The sequence below is a fragment of the Streptomyces sp. PA03-1a genome (assembly GCF_033792805.1).
In the GTDB taxonomy this organism is placed as follows: domain Bacteria; phylum Actinomycetota; class Actinomycetes; order Streptomycetales; family Streptomycetaceae; genus Actinacidiphila.
Map to the genome: position 1 here is coordinate 1 of NZ_JARAVO010000243.1, position 14,203 is coordinate 14,203.

General features: G+C 69.9%; 18 protein-coding genes and 1 tRNA gene. 9 read left to right on the forward strand and 10 right to left on the reverse strand.

Annotated features, from left to right (window positions below):
• Positions 1-307 precede the first annotated feature (307 nt).
• Positions 308-787 (forward strand): large conductance mechanosensitive channel protein MscL, encoded by a 480-nt coding sequence (gene mscL / locus PV341_RS37135; protein WP_500332295.1) that lies wholly within the window; start codon positions 308-310, stop codon positions 785-787.
• A gap of 12 nt (positions 788-799) precedes the next feature.
• Here the strand turns inward: mscL and PV341_RS37140 are convergent, their stop codons facing one another.
• Positions 800-1,009, reverse strand: coding sequence for a hypothetical protein (locus tag PV341_RS37140; protein ID WP_500332296.1), 210 nt, complete (start codon positions 1,007-1,009; stop codon positions 800-802).
• 176 nt (positions 1,010-1,185) lie between these two features.
• Positions 1,186-2,172, reverse strand: coding sequence for a sigma-70 family RNA polymerase sigma factor (locus tag PV341_RS37145; protein ID WP_499512340.1), 987 nt, complete (start codon positions 2,170-2,172; stop codon positions 1,186-1,188).
• Positions 2,173-2,361: 189 nt separating this feature from the next.
• On the opposite strand from PV341_RS37145, the gene PV341_RS37150 reads away from it, so the two are divergent.
• Positions 2,362-2,889 carry a GNAT family N-acetyltransferase gene (locus tag PV341_RS37150; RefSeq protein ID WP_500360116.1) on the forward strand — a complete coding sequence of 176 codons (528 nt, stop codon included), beginning with the start codon at positions 2,362-2,364 and terminating at the stop codon, positions 2,887-2,889.
• Between the two features lie 12 nt (positions 2,890-2,901).
• Here the strand turns inward: PV341_RS37150 and PV341_RS37155 are convergent, their stop codons facing one another.
• Complete coding sequence (locus PV341_RS37155; RefSeq protein WP_499512342.1) at positions 2,902-3,402, reverse strand: MarR family winged helix-turn-helix transcriptional regulator; 501 nt, start codon at positions 3,400-3,402, stop codon at positions 2,902-2,904.
• Between the two features lie 102 nt (positions 3,403-3,504).
• On the opposite strand from PV341_RS37155, the gene PV341_RS37160 reads away from it, so the two are divergent.
• Both PV341_RS37160 and PV341_RS37165 read left to right on the forward strand, forming a co-directional pair.
• The gene (locus PV341_RS37160) at positions 3,505-4,152 is read left to right on the forward strand and encodes a GTP cyclohydrolase II (protein ID WP_500332298.1); all 648 of its coding nucleotides are present in this window, start codon (positions 3,505-3,507) and stop codon (positions 4,150-4,152) included.
• A 9-nt stretch (positions 4,153-4,161) separates the two neighbouring features.
• On the forward strand, positions 4,162-4,929 hold the full coding sequence (locus PV341_RS37165) for a dioxygenase family protein (protein ID WP_500332299.1): 768 nt from the start codon (positions 4,162-4,164) through the stop codon (positions 4,927-4,929).
• Between the two features lie 94 nt (positions 4,930-5,023).
• On the opposite strand, the gene PV341_RS37170 is transcribed toward PV341_RS37165, so the two are convergent.
• The 3 genes from PV341_RS37170 to PV341_RS37180 form a co-directional block, all read right to left on the reverse strand.
• Positions 5,024-6,535 carry an MFS transporter gene (locus PV341_RS37170; RefSeq protein WP_500332300.1) on the reverse strand — a complete coding sequence of 504 codons (1,512 nt, stop codon included), beginning with the start codon at positions 6,533-6,535 and terminating at the stop codon, positions 5,024-5,026.
• Positions 6,536-6,656: 121 nt separating this feature from the next.
• Complete coding sequence (locus PV341_RS37175; protein ID WP_499512346.1) at positions 6,657-7,286, reverse strand: TetR/AcrR family transcriptional regulator; 630 nt, start codon at positions 7,284-7,286, stop codon at positions 6,657-6,659.
• A gap of 255 nt (positions 7,287-7,541) precedes the next feature.
• Positions 7,542-7,952, reverse strand: coding sequence for an organic hydroperoxide resistance protein (locus tag PV341_RS37180; RefSeq protein WP_499512347.1), 411 nt, complete (start codon positions 7,950-7,952; stop codon positions 7,542-7,544).
• A gap of 103 nt (positions 7,953-8,055) precedes the next feature.
• Here PV341_RS37180 and PV341_RS37185 point away from each other — a divergent pair, with 103 nt between their 5' ends.
• Together PV341_RS37185 and PV341_RS37190 are read left to right on the forward strand one after the other, a co-directional pair.
• Positions 8,056-8,538 (forward strand): MarR family winged helix-turn-helix transcriptional regulator, encoded by a 483-nt coding sequence (locus PV341_RS37185; RefSeq protein ID WP_500360117.1) that lies wholly within the window; start codon positions 8,056-8,058, stop codon positions 8,536-8,538.
• 90 nt (positions 8,539-8,628) lie between these two features.
• A tRNA-Arg gene (locus tag PV341_RS37190) sits at positions 8,629-8,701 on the forward strand.
• 90 nt (positions 8,702-8,791) lie between these two features.
• On the opposite strand, the gene PV341_RS37195 is transcribed toward PV341_RS37190, so the two are convergent.
• The 4 genes from PV341_RS37195 to PV341_RS37210 are packed head-to-tail and all read right to left on the reverse strand — an operon-like array spanning position 8,792 to position 11,887.
• The gene (locus PV341_RS37195; RefSeq protein ID WP_500360118.1) at positions 8,792-9,916 is read right to left on the reverse strand and encodes a tyrosine-type recombinase/integrase; all 1,125 of its coding nucleotides are present in this window, start codon (positions 9,914-9,916) and stop codon (positions 8,792-8,794) included.
• Positions 9,916-10,134 carry an excisionase family DNA-binding protein gene (locus tag PV341_RS37200; RefSeq protein WP_500360119.1) on the reverse strand — a complete coding sequence of 73 codons (219 nt, stop codon included), beginning with the start codon at positions 10,132-10,134 and terminating at the stop codon, positions 9,916-9,918. The genes PV341_RS37195 and PV341_RS37200 overlap by 1 nt, the downstream gene beginning before the upstream one ends.
• On the reverse strand, positions 10,128-11,549 hold the full coding sequence (gene repSA, locus PV341_RS37205) for a replication initiator protein RepSA (protein WP_500360120.1): 1,422 nt from the start codon (positions 11,547-11,549) through the stop codon (positions 10,128-10,130). Before repSA ends, PV341_RS37200 begins: the two co-directional genes overlap by 7 nt.
• The gene (locus tag PV341_RS37210) at positions 11,546-11,887 is read right to left on the reverse strand and encodes a hypothetical protein (RefSeq protein WP_500360121.1); all 342 of its coding nucleotides are present in this window, start codon (positions 11,885-11,887) and stop codon (positions 11,546-11,548) included. The genes repSA and PV341_RS37210 overlap by 4 nt, the downstream gene beginning before the upstream one ends.
• 193 nt (positions 11,888-12,080) lie before the next feature.
• On the opposite strand from PV341_RS37210, the gene PV341_RS37215 reads away from it, so the two are divergent.
• The 3 genes from PV341_RS37215 to PV341_RS37225 are packed head-to-tail and all read left to right on the forward strand — an operon-like array spanning position 12,081 to position 14,023.
• Entirely contained in the window at positions 12,081-12,404 is a 324-nt protein-coding gene (locus PV341_RS37215; RefSeq protein WP_500360122.1) for a putative quinol monooxygenase, read from the forward strand.
• Entirely contained in the window at positions 12,397-13,632 is a 1,236-nt protein-coding gene (locus PV341_RS37220; protein ID WP_500360124.1) for a helix-turn-helix domain-containing protein, read from the forward strand. Before PV341_RS37215 ends, PV341_RS37220 begins: the two co-directional genes overlap by 8 nt.
• Before the next feature lie 40 nt (positions 13,633-13,672).
• The gene (locus tag PV341_RS37225) at positions 13,673-14,023 is read left to right on the forward strand and encodes a hypothetical protein (RefSeq protein WP_500360125.1); all 351 of its coding nucleotides are present in this window, start codon (positions 13,673-13,675) and stop codon (positions 14,021-14,023) included.
• The last annotated feature ends 180 nt before the right edge of the window (positions 14,024-14,203 follow it).

Here is a 14,203-nt window from a genome sequence, read left to right on the forward strand (position 1 = left end):
AGCCTGGACGGGGGCGGGTTCGGGGGCGGTGCGCTCATCGTGCTGTCGGTCCCGCGCCGGACGGCGGCCGCGTTGTCCGGCGCCGCGGCCACCTCGCCCCTGGCGGTGGCACTGCGCTAGCCGCACTCCGTGAGAAAGGCAACCGGCGGGGAGGCCCGTGGCGCCACCCCTTACTCTCGGAGGCCGAACCGCTCACCCACCTCCGTCACCGCCGGCCCCCACGCCGGCGGCGCCCGGCGGACACCACCAGGCCCCACGGGTCCCCCGGGCCGAACTGCACGGTCGTTCTTCGAAAGGAAATCGTCCCTTGAAGGGCTTCAAAGCCTTCCTGCTGCGTGGCAACGTCGTCGAGCTCGCTGTGGCGGTCGTCGTCGGCGCCGCGTTCAGCAAGATCGTCGACGCGTTCGTGAAGGGCCTCATCAATCCGGTGATCGGTGCCATCGGCACCAAGAACCTCGACGGCTACACCCTCTGCATCGAGTCGCCCTGCACCGTCGTCAACGGCGAGCTCACAAAGGGTGTGGGCCTCCTCTGGGGCGCGGTCGCCGGCGCGGCACTGACGTTCCTCATCACGGCTGCGGTCGTGTACTTCCTGCTGATCCTGCCGATGAACAAGCTCAACGAGCGGCGCAAGGAGGGCAAGGAAGCAGCGGTGGCCGGCCCGACGGAGCTGGAGCTGCTGACCGAGATACGCGACCTGCTGGCCCGCCAGCAGCAGGGCCACGGCGGCGGCCCCGGCATCCCCTCCCCCTACGGCCACAGCGGTACCAACCGGACGCATCCGTAGCGACCGTCCGCCTCAGATGTGGTGCGGGGGCTTCTCGTCGAGGAAGCGCGCGAGATCTCCCGCACCACCCTGGCCGGGGCGCTCGCCCCACCCGGTGTCGGTGTCATCGGACGACTGCCGGTCCAGCGGGTCGTCGAAGACCAGCGCCGGCACGTGCTCGCGCGGCGCATGCGGGGCCGGGGCCGCGGCGGGCCCCGTAGCGGGGTCGGAGGTGCTGCTCATGCCGTCAAGGGTACGGGGCCGTCCACACGCCCGGCCGCGACGAAGGCCCGGCCGTACGCACGCGGGCGACGCACGACCGGGCCGGCCGGGGAAAGGGTCGAGCCCCGGCACAGGGGGGTGGCGCCGGGGCTCGAGTCTGTGGTGGAGCGGGCGCCTGCGGCGGCGCCCGCCTGACGTCAGGCCGCCTCGATGGACAGCCCGGTTGCGCGCGCCATGCGCTTGAGGTCCGCCAGCGCGTGCTTCTCGATCTGCCGGATCCGCTCACGCGTCAGCCCGTGCTGCTTGCCGACCTCGGTCAGCGTGCGCTCACGGCCGTCCACGATCCCGTACCGCGCCCGGATGATGGACGCCGTCCGGTCGTCGAGCCGGTCGATCAGATCCTCCAGTTCCTCACGCCGCAGCATGACGAGTACGGAGTCCTCCGGCGAAGCCGCCGACGTGTCCTCGACGAGATCGCCGAACTGGGTCTCGCCCTCGTCATCCACCGACATGTTCAGGCTCACGGGGTCGCGCGCCCAGTCCAGGACGTCGGAGATCCGTTCCGGGGTGGAGCCGAGCTCGGCCGCGATCTCCGCGGGCTCCGGGTCGCGCCCGTGCTCGCGGTTGAACTCGCGCTGCACCCGGCGCACCCGCCCCAGCTCCTCCACCAGGTGGACGGGGAGCCGGATGGTGCGTGACTGGTCCGCGATGGACCGGGTGATCGCCTGACGGATCCACCACGTCGCGTACGTGGAGAACTTGAAGCCCTTGGTGTAGTCGAACTTCTCGACGGCGCGTACCAGGCCTGCGTTGCCTTCCTGGATGAGGTCGAGCAGCGGCAGGCCGCTGCGCGGATAGCGTCGCGCGACGGCGACGACCAGGCGCAGGTTGGAACGGATGAAGACGTCCTTGGCCCGCGCACCCGCGGCGGCTATCGTCTCCAGTTCCTCTCGGTCGGCGTCCGCTCCCTGACCCAGCTCCTCGCCCGCGAGGAGCTGCTCGGCGTAGACACCGGCCTCGATCGCCCTGGAAAGCTCGACTTCCTGCGCGGCGTCGAGCAGCGGCGTGCGCGCGATCTCGTCGAGATACATGCCGACGAGGTCGCGGTCGGCCATCTCGCCGTGGCCTGCGCGAGCGCTGCTGTTCCCGCCGGTGGTGCTGCGGGCGACGGCACGGGTTGCCATGCGTGCTCCCTTGCGAAGGTTCGGTCGGGTGTCGGATCGAGTGAGCTGCCCCTCCAGCAGCTTCACGCGTGCCTTTCGGCTGCCCACTCGAAAAGAGATAACGACTGGAATCCGGACACAATTCCCAAGCGCCGCCCCGTTTTTTACGATCTTGCAGTACCCTGTCCGGCCACAGCCGGAGGTGGATCATTGCCCGAGTCCGTCGAAGTGCAGGTCAGGCCGGGTGGGGAAGAGGACCTGCAGGCCCTCACCGACCTCTACAACCACTACGTCCGTGAGACACCGGTCACATTCGACCTGGAGCCTTTCTCCCCGGAACAGCGCCGCCCTTGGCTGCTCTCCCACCCGGAAGACGGACCGCACCGCCTTTTGGTTGCCCACGGGACGCAACAGGACGGTACGAACGCACTGCTCGGATACGCCACGAGCAGCCCGTTCCGCCCGAAGGCCGCGTACTCCACCTCCGTGGAGACCTCCGTGTACTGCGCCCCGGAGGCCGGGGGCCGCGGCGTCGGCACCCTGCTCTACACGGCGCTCTTCGAGGCCCTGCGGGGCGAGGACCTGCACCGCGCGTACGCCGGGATCGCGCAGCCCAACGAGGCGTCCGTCCGCCTGCACACCCGCTTCGGCTTCCGTCCGCTGGGCGTCTACCGCGAGGTCGGCCGGAAGTTCGGCCGCTACTGGGACGTCGCCTGGTACGAGAAGGACCTGACTTGAACCGGCGCGCGCTCAGCGCAGCCAGGGAAGGTCCACCGCTCCGTTCTGCGGCTGCAGCCCCTCGGCGATGACCCGACAGATCTCGCCGAGCTGGCGCACCTGCTCCTCCGAGAGCCGGTCGAAGATCGCCCCGCGCACCGCCTCCACATGGCCCGGCGCGGCCGCCGCGAGCGCGGCGAAGCCCTCGTCGGTGAGGACCGCGAGCTGGCCGCGCCGGTCGGAGGGGCAGTTCTCGCGACGGACCCAGCCGTTCTCCTCCAGGCGGGAGATGGCGTGGGAGAGCCGGCTGCGCGTAATCTTCGAGCGTTCGGCCAGCTCCGTCATGCGCATCCGGCGGTCGGGGGTCTCCGAGAGCCACACCAGCAGCGAGTAGTACGCGTGGGGCATCCGCGCGTCGCGCTGGAGCTGCCGGTCGAGTGCGTCCGAGATCAACTGGGTGGACGCCATGTACGCGCGCCAGGCGCGCTGCTCCTCCTCGCTCAGCCAGCGGGGTTCGGGGGCTCTCGTCGTCATCCTCCCAGCCTACGAATTCGACCTTGAACTTTCAAGCAATCGCCGGTACGTTCCCCCTTGCCAGCTTGAAACTTCAAGGAACTCTTCAGGCGAGGGAGCCGTATGACGACCCCGACCGCACCGGACGCAGCCCCCGCCCCATCGCGCGCGGCCATCCGCACCCGGGTGCGGATCCCCCTGACCTTCCCCGACGGCTGGACGACCCCGGCCGACGTCTTCACCTTCACCGGCCTCGCCGACGGCAAGGAGCACCTCGCGCTCGGCCTCGGCCCTCACGAGGGCGTGACGTCCCCACTGGTCCGCCCCCACTCCGAGTGCCTGACGGGCGACGTCTTCGGCTCCGCGCGCTGCGACTGCGGCCCCCAGCTGCGCGAGGCCGTGCAGCGCATCGCCGAGACCGGCGGCTACCTGCTCTACCTGCGCCAGGAAGGCCGCGGCATCGGCCTGTACGCCAAGCTCGACGCGTACGCCCTCCAGGACGAGGGCCTGGACACCTACGCCGCCAACCGCGCCCTCGGCCGCCTCGACGACGAACGCGACTACACCGCCGCCGCCCAGATGCTCGGCGCCCTCGGCGTCGACGCCGTCCGCCTGCTCAGCAACAACCCCGACAAGGCGGCGCAGCTGTCCGCGCTGGGCGTCACGATCACCGAGCGGGTTCCGACCGGGGTCCACCTGTCCGAGGACAACGTGCGCTACCTGCGCGCCAAGGCCGAGCACACCCACCACACCCTCGACCTCCCGGCCTGAGGAGGCCCCATGCGCATGCCCGCCCTGTACCTCTCGCACGGCGCCCCGCCGCTCGCCGACGACCCGGTGTGGCCCGGCGAACTGGCCGCCTGGTCCGCCGGGCTCCCCCGCCCCACGGCGGTCCTCATGGTCTCCGCGCACTGGGAGGAGGCCCCGCTCGCCCTCGGCGCCACCACCACGGTCCCGCTCGTGTACGACTTCTGGGGCTTCCCCCGCCACTACTACGAGGTGCGGTACGCGGCCCCGGGCGCGCCCGCGCTGGCCGACTCCGTGCGCAAGCTGCTGCGCGGCGCGGGCACTCCCGTCCAGGACATCCCCGACCGCGGCCTGGACCACGGGGCGTACGTCCCGCTCGTGGAGATGTACCCGGACGCCGACGTCCCCGTGCTGCAGGTCTCGATGCCCACCCTCGACCCGCGGGAGCTCATGGACATCGGGCGCAGGCTCGCCCCGCTGCGCGACGAGGGCGTGCTGATCGTCGGCAGCGGCTTCTTCACCCACAACCTGGCCGCGCTGCGGCACGCCGGCGGGGTGCCGGGCTGGTCGGCGGAGTTCGACGACTGGGGGCACCGCGCGCTGGACGGGCAGGACGTGGACGCCCTGCTGGACTTCGAGCACAAGTCCCCCGCCGGGCGGCTCGCCCACCCCAGGACCGAGCACTTCGCACCGCTCTTCGTCACGATGGGCGCGGCCGAGGACGACCTCGGCACCCAGCGCAGCGTCATCGACGGCTTCTGGATGGGCCTGGCCAAACGGTCCGTGCAGTTCGGCCGGTAGTCTCCGCAACGCGAAGGGCCCCGCTTCCTCCCATGAAGCGGGGCCCTTCGCCGTACTCGCCGTCTCCGGCGTGCCGTCGTCGTCGACGCGTCCGTCAGTGGGCGATCACCGGGACGGCGACCTCCTCGGCGCCCTCGGCGTCCTTGCTGCCGGACGCCGCCACCACACCGCCGCCACCGCTGGTGGTGATGAAGGTGAAGGCGATGATCGCGGACAGGGCCAGGATGCCGACCGCCCACCAGATGGCGGTGGAGTAGCCGTGCACGGCCGCGGCGTTGACGAAGCCCTGCTTGCCGAGCGTACGGGCCTCGGCAGCGTGTGCGGCGACCCACGTGGTGGTGGCGCTGGCCGCGATGGTGTTCAGCAGCGCCGTGCCGATGGCACCGCCGACCTGCTGCGAGGTGTTGACCATGGCGGAGGCGACACCCGCGTCACGCGGCTCGACACCGTGCGTGGCCAGGCTCATGGCCGGCATGAAGGCCGTACCCATGCCGAGGCCGAGCAGGATCTCGGCCGGCAGGACCAGGCCCGCGTACGAGCTGTCGACCGACAGCTGGGTCAGCAGCAGCATGCCCAGACCCGCCACCAGGAAGCCCGGGGTCATCAGCAGGCGCGGACGCACGCGGGTCATCAGACGCGCGCCGATCTGCGTGGAACCGGCGATCATGCCCGCGATCATCGGGAGGAAGGCGAAGCCGGTCTTCAGCGCGGAGTAGCCCTGGACGACCTGCAGGTAGTAGGTGAGGAAGAGGAACAGGCCGAACATCGCGATGATGGCCAGACCCAGCGAGAGGTAGACGCCACCGCGGTTGCGGTCGGTCACCACGCGCAGCGGCAGCAGCGGGGCCTTCACGCGGGCCTCGACGACCACGAACGCGACCAGCAGCACGACCGAGGCCACGAACAGGCCGATCGTGGTGCCCTCGCTCCAGCCGTGGGTCTCGGCGCGGGTGAAGCCGTAGACGAGCGAGACAAGACCGGCGGTGGCCAGCACGACGCCGGGGATGTCCAGGCCGCTGCTGTTGCGGCTGCCGACGGGCTCGTGGACGAAGCGCATGGCACCGAACGCGGCGACGGCGGCGAAGGGGATGTTGACGAAGAACGTCCAGCGCCAGTCCAGGTACTCGGTGAGCACACCACCGAGGATCAGGCCGACGGCACCGCCACCACCGGCGATGGCGCCGTAGATGCCGAACGCCTTGGCGCGCTCCTTGGCCTCGGTGAACATCACCGCGAGGAGCGACAGCGCGGCCGGCGCGAGCAGCGCGCCGAAGGCACCCTGCAGCGCGCGGGCACCGAAGAGCACCCCCTCGTTAGCCGCGGCGCCGCCGATCGCGGAGGCGGCCGCGAAGCCGATCAGGCCGGTGACGAAGGTGCGGCGGCGGCCCCACAGGTCGGCGATGCGTCCGCCGAAGAGCAGCAGGCCGCCGAAGACCAGCGCGTAGGCCGTGATGACCCACTGCTTGTTGGCGTCGGAGATGCCCAGGTCGGTCTGGGCGGAGGGCAGGGCGATGTTCACGATGGTGCCGTCGAGGACGACCATCAGCTGGGCTATCGCGATGAAGGCCAGCGCCTTCCAGCGCTGGGCGTGTGCCAGATCAGGCATGGATGAACTCACTAACGGGACGAAGAGATGACGACATTGAAGACGAAGAGGACATACGGTACGTAACGGAAATGTTGTGGGCGAGTGAATTACGCGGGGGCGCCCGTTCGGCAGGCGGAACTCAGCGACATTGCCGAAGGTCCTCGAAAGTGGCGGAGTCACCCGGGAGTTCGGAGCGCGCCGGCGCCTCCAGGCCGTCCACGAACAACTGCAGATGACGGCGGATGAAGCGCTCCATGCTGCCGCAGTGCTTACCGGGCAGCGGCCGCGTCAGCTGGCTGACGGCCACCATCACGTCGCCGACGTCGATGTCGGCGCGGAGCCGTCCGGACCGCCGCCCGGCGGCCATCAGCTCCTCGATCGCGTGCTCCAAGCGTATGCGGCTCTCCTCGAGCCGCGGGTCCCCCTTGCCGAATCCGGTGGAGAGCATCGGGCACAGCGCGCCCACGCGCTCGTCGGCCGCCTCGTGCACGAAGCGGCGCAGCGCGTCGAAGGCGTCCGGCTCCTGCGCCAGTGCCTCCTCGGCCCGCCGGGTGATCCTGTCCGTCACCGACAGGGCCACCTGGAGCGCGAGCTCCTGGCGGTCCGCGAAGTGCCGGTAGACGGTGGCGTTGCCCACACCTGCCCGCTTGGCTATCTCGTCGAGCGGGGCGTCGGTACCGTGCTCGAGGAGCACCTCGCGGGCGGCGACGATGATCCGCTCGCGGTTGCGCGTGGCGTCCGCGCGGAGCTTCGTGGCGACGACTGCCATAACGGGTACTCCTCTCTGTCTCTCGGTGGCGCTCGGTTCCGGGGAGCGAGTCCCCGTTTGTGCGACGTAGGTGTAAACGGGGAGCCGTTCCCCGGATATTTCAGGGCCGCTTGTGAGCTGAGTCACAATCAATGCGGGTGGCTCCGGCAGCCCTTGAGGGGCCTCCCGGGCCGTCCGGTCCCCGCACGCACGGGAAGGGCCCCGGACGCTACCGCGCGTCCGGGGCCCTTCCGCTCCTGCCGATGCCTGCTCCGCTTACTCCACGACGAGCTCGACCGGGATGTTGCCCCGGGTCGCCTTGGAGTAGGGGCAGACCTGGTGGGCCTGCTCGATCAGGGTGCGGCCGGTCTCGTTCTCCAGCTCCGACGGCAGCTCGGCGCGGAGCACGACCGCCAGACCGAAGCTCGTGTCGTCCTTGCCGATGGTCACCTCGGCGGTCACGGAGATCTCGCTGGTGTCCACCTTCGCCTGCCGCCCGACCAGGGCGAGGGCGCTGGCGAAGCACGCGGCGTAGCCGGCGGCGAAGAGCTGCTCGGGGTTGGTGCCCTGTCCGTTGCCGCCGAGCGCCGGCGGCATGGCCAGCGCCAGGTCGAGCTGGCCGTCGGAGCTGACGGCGCGCCCGTCACGGCCGTTGGCGGTGGCGACAGCGGTGTACAGCGCGTCCATGGAACGTCCTCTTTCGATCGGTTGCGATCTCGTTGACGACAAGTAGAGCACACAACTGAGTTGCACACAACTAAAACGTGGACGGTCGGGCTACCCTGGACCCATGACCGCCACCGCGCCCGCCCGTGCCGGGGACCACCTCCGGCTCGAGAACCAGATCTGCTTCTCCCTGCACGCCGCCTCGCGCGCCTTCGGCGGCGTCTACCGCGTCGTACTCAAGGACCTCGGCCTCACCTACCCCCAGTACCTGGTGATGCTCGTGCTCTGGGAACACGGCGCCCTGCCGGTCAAGAAGATCGGCGAGCACCTGCGCCTCGACTCCGGCACCCTCTCCCCCCTCCTCAAGCGCCTCGAGGCCACCGGCCTCGTACGCCGCGAGCGCTCCACCGACGACGAGCGCTCCGTCACCGTCCACCTCACCGACGCCGGCACCGCGCTGCACGCCAAGGCCCTCCAGATCCCGCGCCGCATCTCCGCCGCCACCGGCCTCGACCTGGAGGAGATCAACGACCTCCGCGCCCGCGTCGACCGCCTCACCGCCGCCCTCACCGCCGCCGACCTCGACGACGGCCCGCCCTGCGGCTGACGCCCCTCGCGCAGCGCCACACACCCCCGGCACCCGGCGCAATCGCCGGCACACCCCTGACCCTCATCCGCTAGGCTGTCCCACGCCTCCGCCTCAGTAGCTCAGGGGATAGAGCACCGCTCTCCTAAAGCGGGTGTCGCAGGTTCGAATCCTGCCTGGGGCACATAGTGAAGGGCCAGTTCAGGGGCTTGATCCCCCGGAACTGGCCCTTTCTCGTGACCACGGCCGTGCCACTTCCGTGCCACAAAGCCGACTACGAGTCGCCGTCACCCCGCGCCTTCCGGATCATCGACCCAAGCCGATCGGCGATCTCCCGATCACGACCGTTGACCATGTGCTGATAGATCAGCGCGGCACGCGGAGTGCTGTGGCCCATCCTGGTCATCAGCTCCCGCAGGCTCGCGCCGGATGCGGCGAGGGTGTTCCCGGTGTGCCGGAGATCGTGGAAGTGCACGTCTGCCGTGATGCCCGCCTTGGTCCGCGCACCGATCCAGTCGTCCCGGAAGTTGCTCCGGCGCAGCTGCCCGCCACGGGGACCGAGGAAGACGTGACCATCTCGGCCAGGCCCGGCGTACATGTCCAGGTGTCGCTGAACATCCGGCAGGAGTTCACTTGGGAAGGCAACTGGACGGATACCGGCATCGGACTTGGGAGCCTTGTCGAAGAGGGCTCCGGTCTGCATCTCTGCCTGCGAGCGCCGGACCATGAGGACGGCCTTCGCCGTGTCCACGTCCCGCCGGCGGAGCGACGCCAGCTCCCCGAAGCGCAGCCCGGTAAAGGCCGCCAGGAGGACGAGCAGCCGGTAGCGCGAGCCCATCGCGTCAGCCACGGCGTACACCTCGCCCACGCTGAGGACCGGCCGCTCCGGCACGTCGTACCGGTCAGCGCCCTTGACCCGGCACGGGTTGCGCCGGATCAGTTCGTCATCCACGGCCGTGTTCAGGATCGCCCGCAAGACCTGGTATGCCTTGACCACGGTCGGCTCACCAGTGCGCGTCAGGCACGCCGTCCGCCAGGCCCGCACCTGAGCTGTCGTGATCGAGACCAACGGCCGGTCACCGAAGGTGGGGAGCAGGTGCAGCCGGACCACCGATTCGTGGCGCTCGCGCGTACGCGCAGCCATCTTGCGATCCTTGAGCCACGCGAGGGCGTAGTCACCGAAGCTGACTTTGCCCGCATCCGGATCGGCCCACTGGCCGCGGGTGATGTCTGCCTCGATGTGGGTCAGCGCGACTTCCGCATCCGTCTTGGTCGCGTAGGTCTCCTCTGCGCTGCGGAGCTGGCCCGTGTTCGGGTCGCGGTATCGCACCTGCCAGCGGCCCGACTTGAGTTGTCGCACCGAGCCGAAGCGGCGGCGTCTGCCCTGGTCGTTGGGCATCAGGCAACCCTCCTCAGGCCAACAGGGCGAGCACTCAGCGGCCGGACCGTGTGTTCGGCGATGAACGAGGAGACGGCGCTCTCCGGGATGCGGACGTGCCGACCGACCTTCACGAAGGTGATCCGGCGTTCCTCGATCAAGCGCCGGGGGAAGCGCACGGTGGTCCCCAGCAGCTCCGCGACTTCCTGCACTGAGAGCAGTCGATCCACGCTCACCACTCCCCCGCGTCATCGTCAGGCAGGTCGGCGAGAGCTTCGCGGGCGGTGTCGCGGTTGGTGCGGATGTCCCGGGCGATGCTGGCGGCAAGCCAGGATTCCCCGGGAGTGTGGCCGTGTCCGGCGTAGGTCCAGTGGGCGAGCACGAGCGTGGAGCCCTCCAAGGTGTCGTCAGGGTCGGGAAGCCCGCGCTCACGGCGTTCCTGGCGGGCGCGGTAGTCGGCGCGGACCTGGCGCAGCGCGCCAAGGGTGGTGGAGTAGCGGCGGGACTTGGTGGAGAAGTGGCCGCGGAAGCCGAGCATGTGGGCCCAGGCGCGGAGCTTGCGGTCCGGGTAGTGGGAGTCGAGGTCGAAGCAGGCTTCGATCAGGCGCCGGGTGTGGGTGGGGAGGTCGAACAGGTCGAGGGCTTCGCGGTTGCCGACCCGCCGGTCGACGGTGCCGGTGGTCTCGGCCGCCTTGGTGGCGTACTTGGCCACATACGCGGCGACCGCTTGTTCGGTCAGCTCCTGGCCGTCATCCGTACCGATCGGGCGGACGTCGACCTGCGAGCCCCAGCGCAGCTCCCGGGCCGGGAGGGTGCCGGCGGCCGGGACCGGCACGGAGACCCGGGCAGCAGCGGCATGGATCGCGGCATCCAGCAGCGCCACGCTCGCCCACGACGGCGGAACATCCTCCGGGCCGCCTGGGCCGTCGAGGCGGACGATCGCGTGGAAGTGCACGGCTCCGCGCTTTTGGTACTCGGCGACCTTGCCGAACGAGACCCGGCACACCTCCCGCATGGCCGTCTGGGACAGTCCGGCGCGGGCGGCGATCTCCCGGCGCAGGTAGATCGTGAAGCGCCGCCACAGGTCGCCCGCGTGGTTGTTCCACAGCACCGCGCCCGCATAGTCGTACCGCTCCGGATCCAGTGGCGTGCCGATCGCCGGGTCGTGCTCGCCATGGGCGGTGCCGCAGCGGCAGCGGCCGGTGTCGGGGCGGTTGTGGACCGGCCCGAACGACGGCGCGGTCAGCGTGGCGAACACCTTCGGGTGCGTGCGGACCGCCACCGGGACGTCCTTGCGCTCATCCCCGGTCAGGCCCGCGCGGATCAGGTGGAAGGTGTCCCCGGCGTAGGTCCAGGCGCACGAGGGGCAGCGCGAAGCCCGGCGGTTGCCGCACGCCACCCGTAACCGGCCCCCCGGCTCGCCATCGGTGGAGTAGGAGTAGAGGACCTGGCCGGTCTTGGCGTCGCGGGTGACCGTGAGCCCTTGCAGGTGGATCGGATCGGCGCAGCCACCGGTGCGCTGGACCTGCTCCCGCCACCGCTCGAAGCCCGGGTCACCGGCCAGCCGCAGTGCGTCGGCGAGGGTGTGGGGGTCGGTGCCGCAGGCGGCCGCAGCACCAGCCACGACCGCCGGGGCAACAGGCGTCAGGGTCACGCGACCACCGCCACCGGGCCGGTGAACAGGGCCGCGCGGACGGCGGTGTTGTGGCGCATGCAGGCCGTGAACAGCGGGCCGTCGTCTTCGATGTAGTTCAGCGGGATCGGCACCCAGCCGGTGTGACCGTCGTTGTGGTCCCAGGTCGGCACCCAGCAGGGGCAGTGCTCGCCGGGCCGGTCGTGCAGGTTGGGGGTACCGCCGCATTCTCCGCACGGGAGGACGACGCCGGGCAGGCCGGTCAGCGAGCCGTCGGTGTCGACCTCTTCGCCGGTGCCCTGGCAGCTGCCGCAGACAGCGACGTCGAGACGGGGACGAACAGCGAGCGTTGCAGGCATGATGAAGGCTCCCTTTGTGGGAGCCCCGGGCGGCGTCGTGATCCTGGCAGAGAGCGCGCCGCACGGTGCGGGGTCATGTAGCCGAGCAGTGACTCGAAGCTACTCGCAGAAAAACTGCGGGTCAATAGAAAAGCTGCGACTGGCAGTAGATCTGCACTTCTGCGATGCTGGAACCCGGCATCGAGGAGGAAAAATGAGCAACTTCGCGCTGTTTGTACGGTTCACGCTCAAGGAAGGCGGAGCCGAGGGCTTCGACACCCTGGTGCGCGAGACCACCGCCGCCATCCGCGCGAAGGAGCCCGGAACCCTCGTCTACGCCTGCCACGAGGTCGAGGGCGCCCCGGACCAGCGCATCTTCTTCGAGCTCTACGCCGACCGCGCCGCCTTCGACGAGCACGAGCGCCAGACCCACACGAAGCACTTCCTGTCCGAGCGCGACAACTACGTGGCGCACACCGAGGTCGACTTCATGGCCCCGTACGCCGGCAAGTACCCGACCGAGGCCCCCAGTGAGTGACACCGGCAACCGCACCACGGGCCAGCGCGTCGCCGAGCTGCGCCGCAAGAGAGGCTTGTCCCAGCGCGACCTGGCCTCCGAGATGGGCCGCTCCGAAAGCTGGGTCTCCCAAGTCGAGCGAGGCGTCCAGCCGATCGAGCGCCTATCTGTGCTTCAAGCCCTGGCCGACGCCCTCGGAGTGCCGGTACGCGAACTGCGTCCGGAAGCCGAGATCGCGCCCGAACCGGAGCCCGAGCAGCAGCCGCAGAGCAACGACCTGGACGGGCTGCGCGTCGCACTGACCGGCCACCCCACGCTGGGAAGCCTCTTCGGGCAGATCACCGCCTGCCCGGAGCCCTCGCTCGAAGACTTCCACCGGCACGTCGACGAACTGTGGGACCTTGCACACGCAGCGAGCTACGCGACACTGAGCGACCGGCTCTCCAAGGTCCTGCCACAACTCGAAGCCGCCGTACGCCACGGTCCCGTAGCGGAGCGCGCGGAACTCCATGCCCTGCTGGCCCGGACCTACCAGGTGGCCGCAGCGAGCTTTGTGCGCCAGGACGAGCCGGATGCCGCATGGGTCGCCGCCGACCGGGCACTCCAGGCAGCCGAACGCGCCGGCAAACCGCTGGAGGTCGTCGCGGGCCTCTTCCGTCTGGCTCACGCCTTCATAAGGCAACAGCGCACCGACCAGGCCGAGCAGGCCGCCATGTCGGCGATCAACGTGCTGACACCTCGCTGCCAGGTGGACGCCAGCCCTCCGGAGGAAAGGTCGCTCCTGGGCGCCATGCACTTGGTCATGGCCGTCATCAGCGCACGGGAGGGGGCCCGTGCCGCCACCCACGCCCACATCGCAGAGGCACGGCGTATCGCTGCCACCAACGGAGCCGACCGCAACGACTTCGACACCGAGTTCGGCCCCACCAACGTCGAGATCCACGCCGTCAGCACCGCGGTCGACCTCGGCGACGCCGGAATGGCCCTGGACGTAGCCGAACGCGTCGACCCCTCAGGGCTGTCCCCGGAGCACCAGGCGCGTTTCCTGGTTGACGTGGCGCGAGCGCACGCGCAGCGGCGACACGTCGGCGAGGCCACCGCCGCACTCCTCGAAGCCGAAACCCTGGCCCGCGAACAAGTCCACTCCCACCACCTGGCCCGCGAAGCAGTCCGCGACCTCGTCCAGTTCTCCGGCCACCGAGTCCCCGAACCCCTGGCAGGACTCGCCGACCGAATGGCGATCGCCTAGCGCTATCCCCGGTCGTCAGGGCACGTGCGATGATCCGGCCGTGAGTTATGACCTTGCTGTGTGGGATGGCGCGCTCCCACCCGATGACCACGAAGCGGGCTCCGTCTATGACGAGCTCTGCGAGCGCTATCTGGAGTCGGATGATGTCGTCATCCCTCCGGCGCCGCGCATCGTGGATTACGTTGAGGCGCTCCTCGACCGGTACCCCGACGACATCGACGGCAAGATGGTGTGGGCGTCGGCACCGGTGATCAACGAGGCTTCTGGGCCGATCGTGTATCTAGTCATGTCCTACAGCGAGGCTGAGGAAGTGTCTGAGTACGCCGCATCTCTGGCTCGCAAGCATGGGCTCGTCTGCTATGACCCGCAAGGAGAAACCCTGCGGCCGTGAGTCGCTTCCTCTGTCGCTACGGGGACCACTTGGGTGGTAACCGTAGAGCTGATCAAAGATCGCCACGTGTGCAGGCCAAGCTGTCGGGTCTCGGTTGAGGCTTGACGTTTTGGCGTCGGGTGACGCTTGACGTTTGGGCTAGACGATTTTTCGTTTGTTGTACTCCCCGGATTTGCGGAC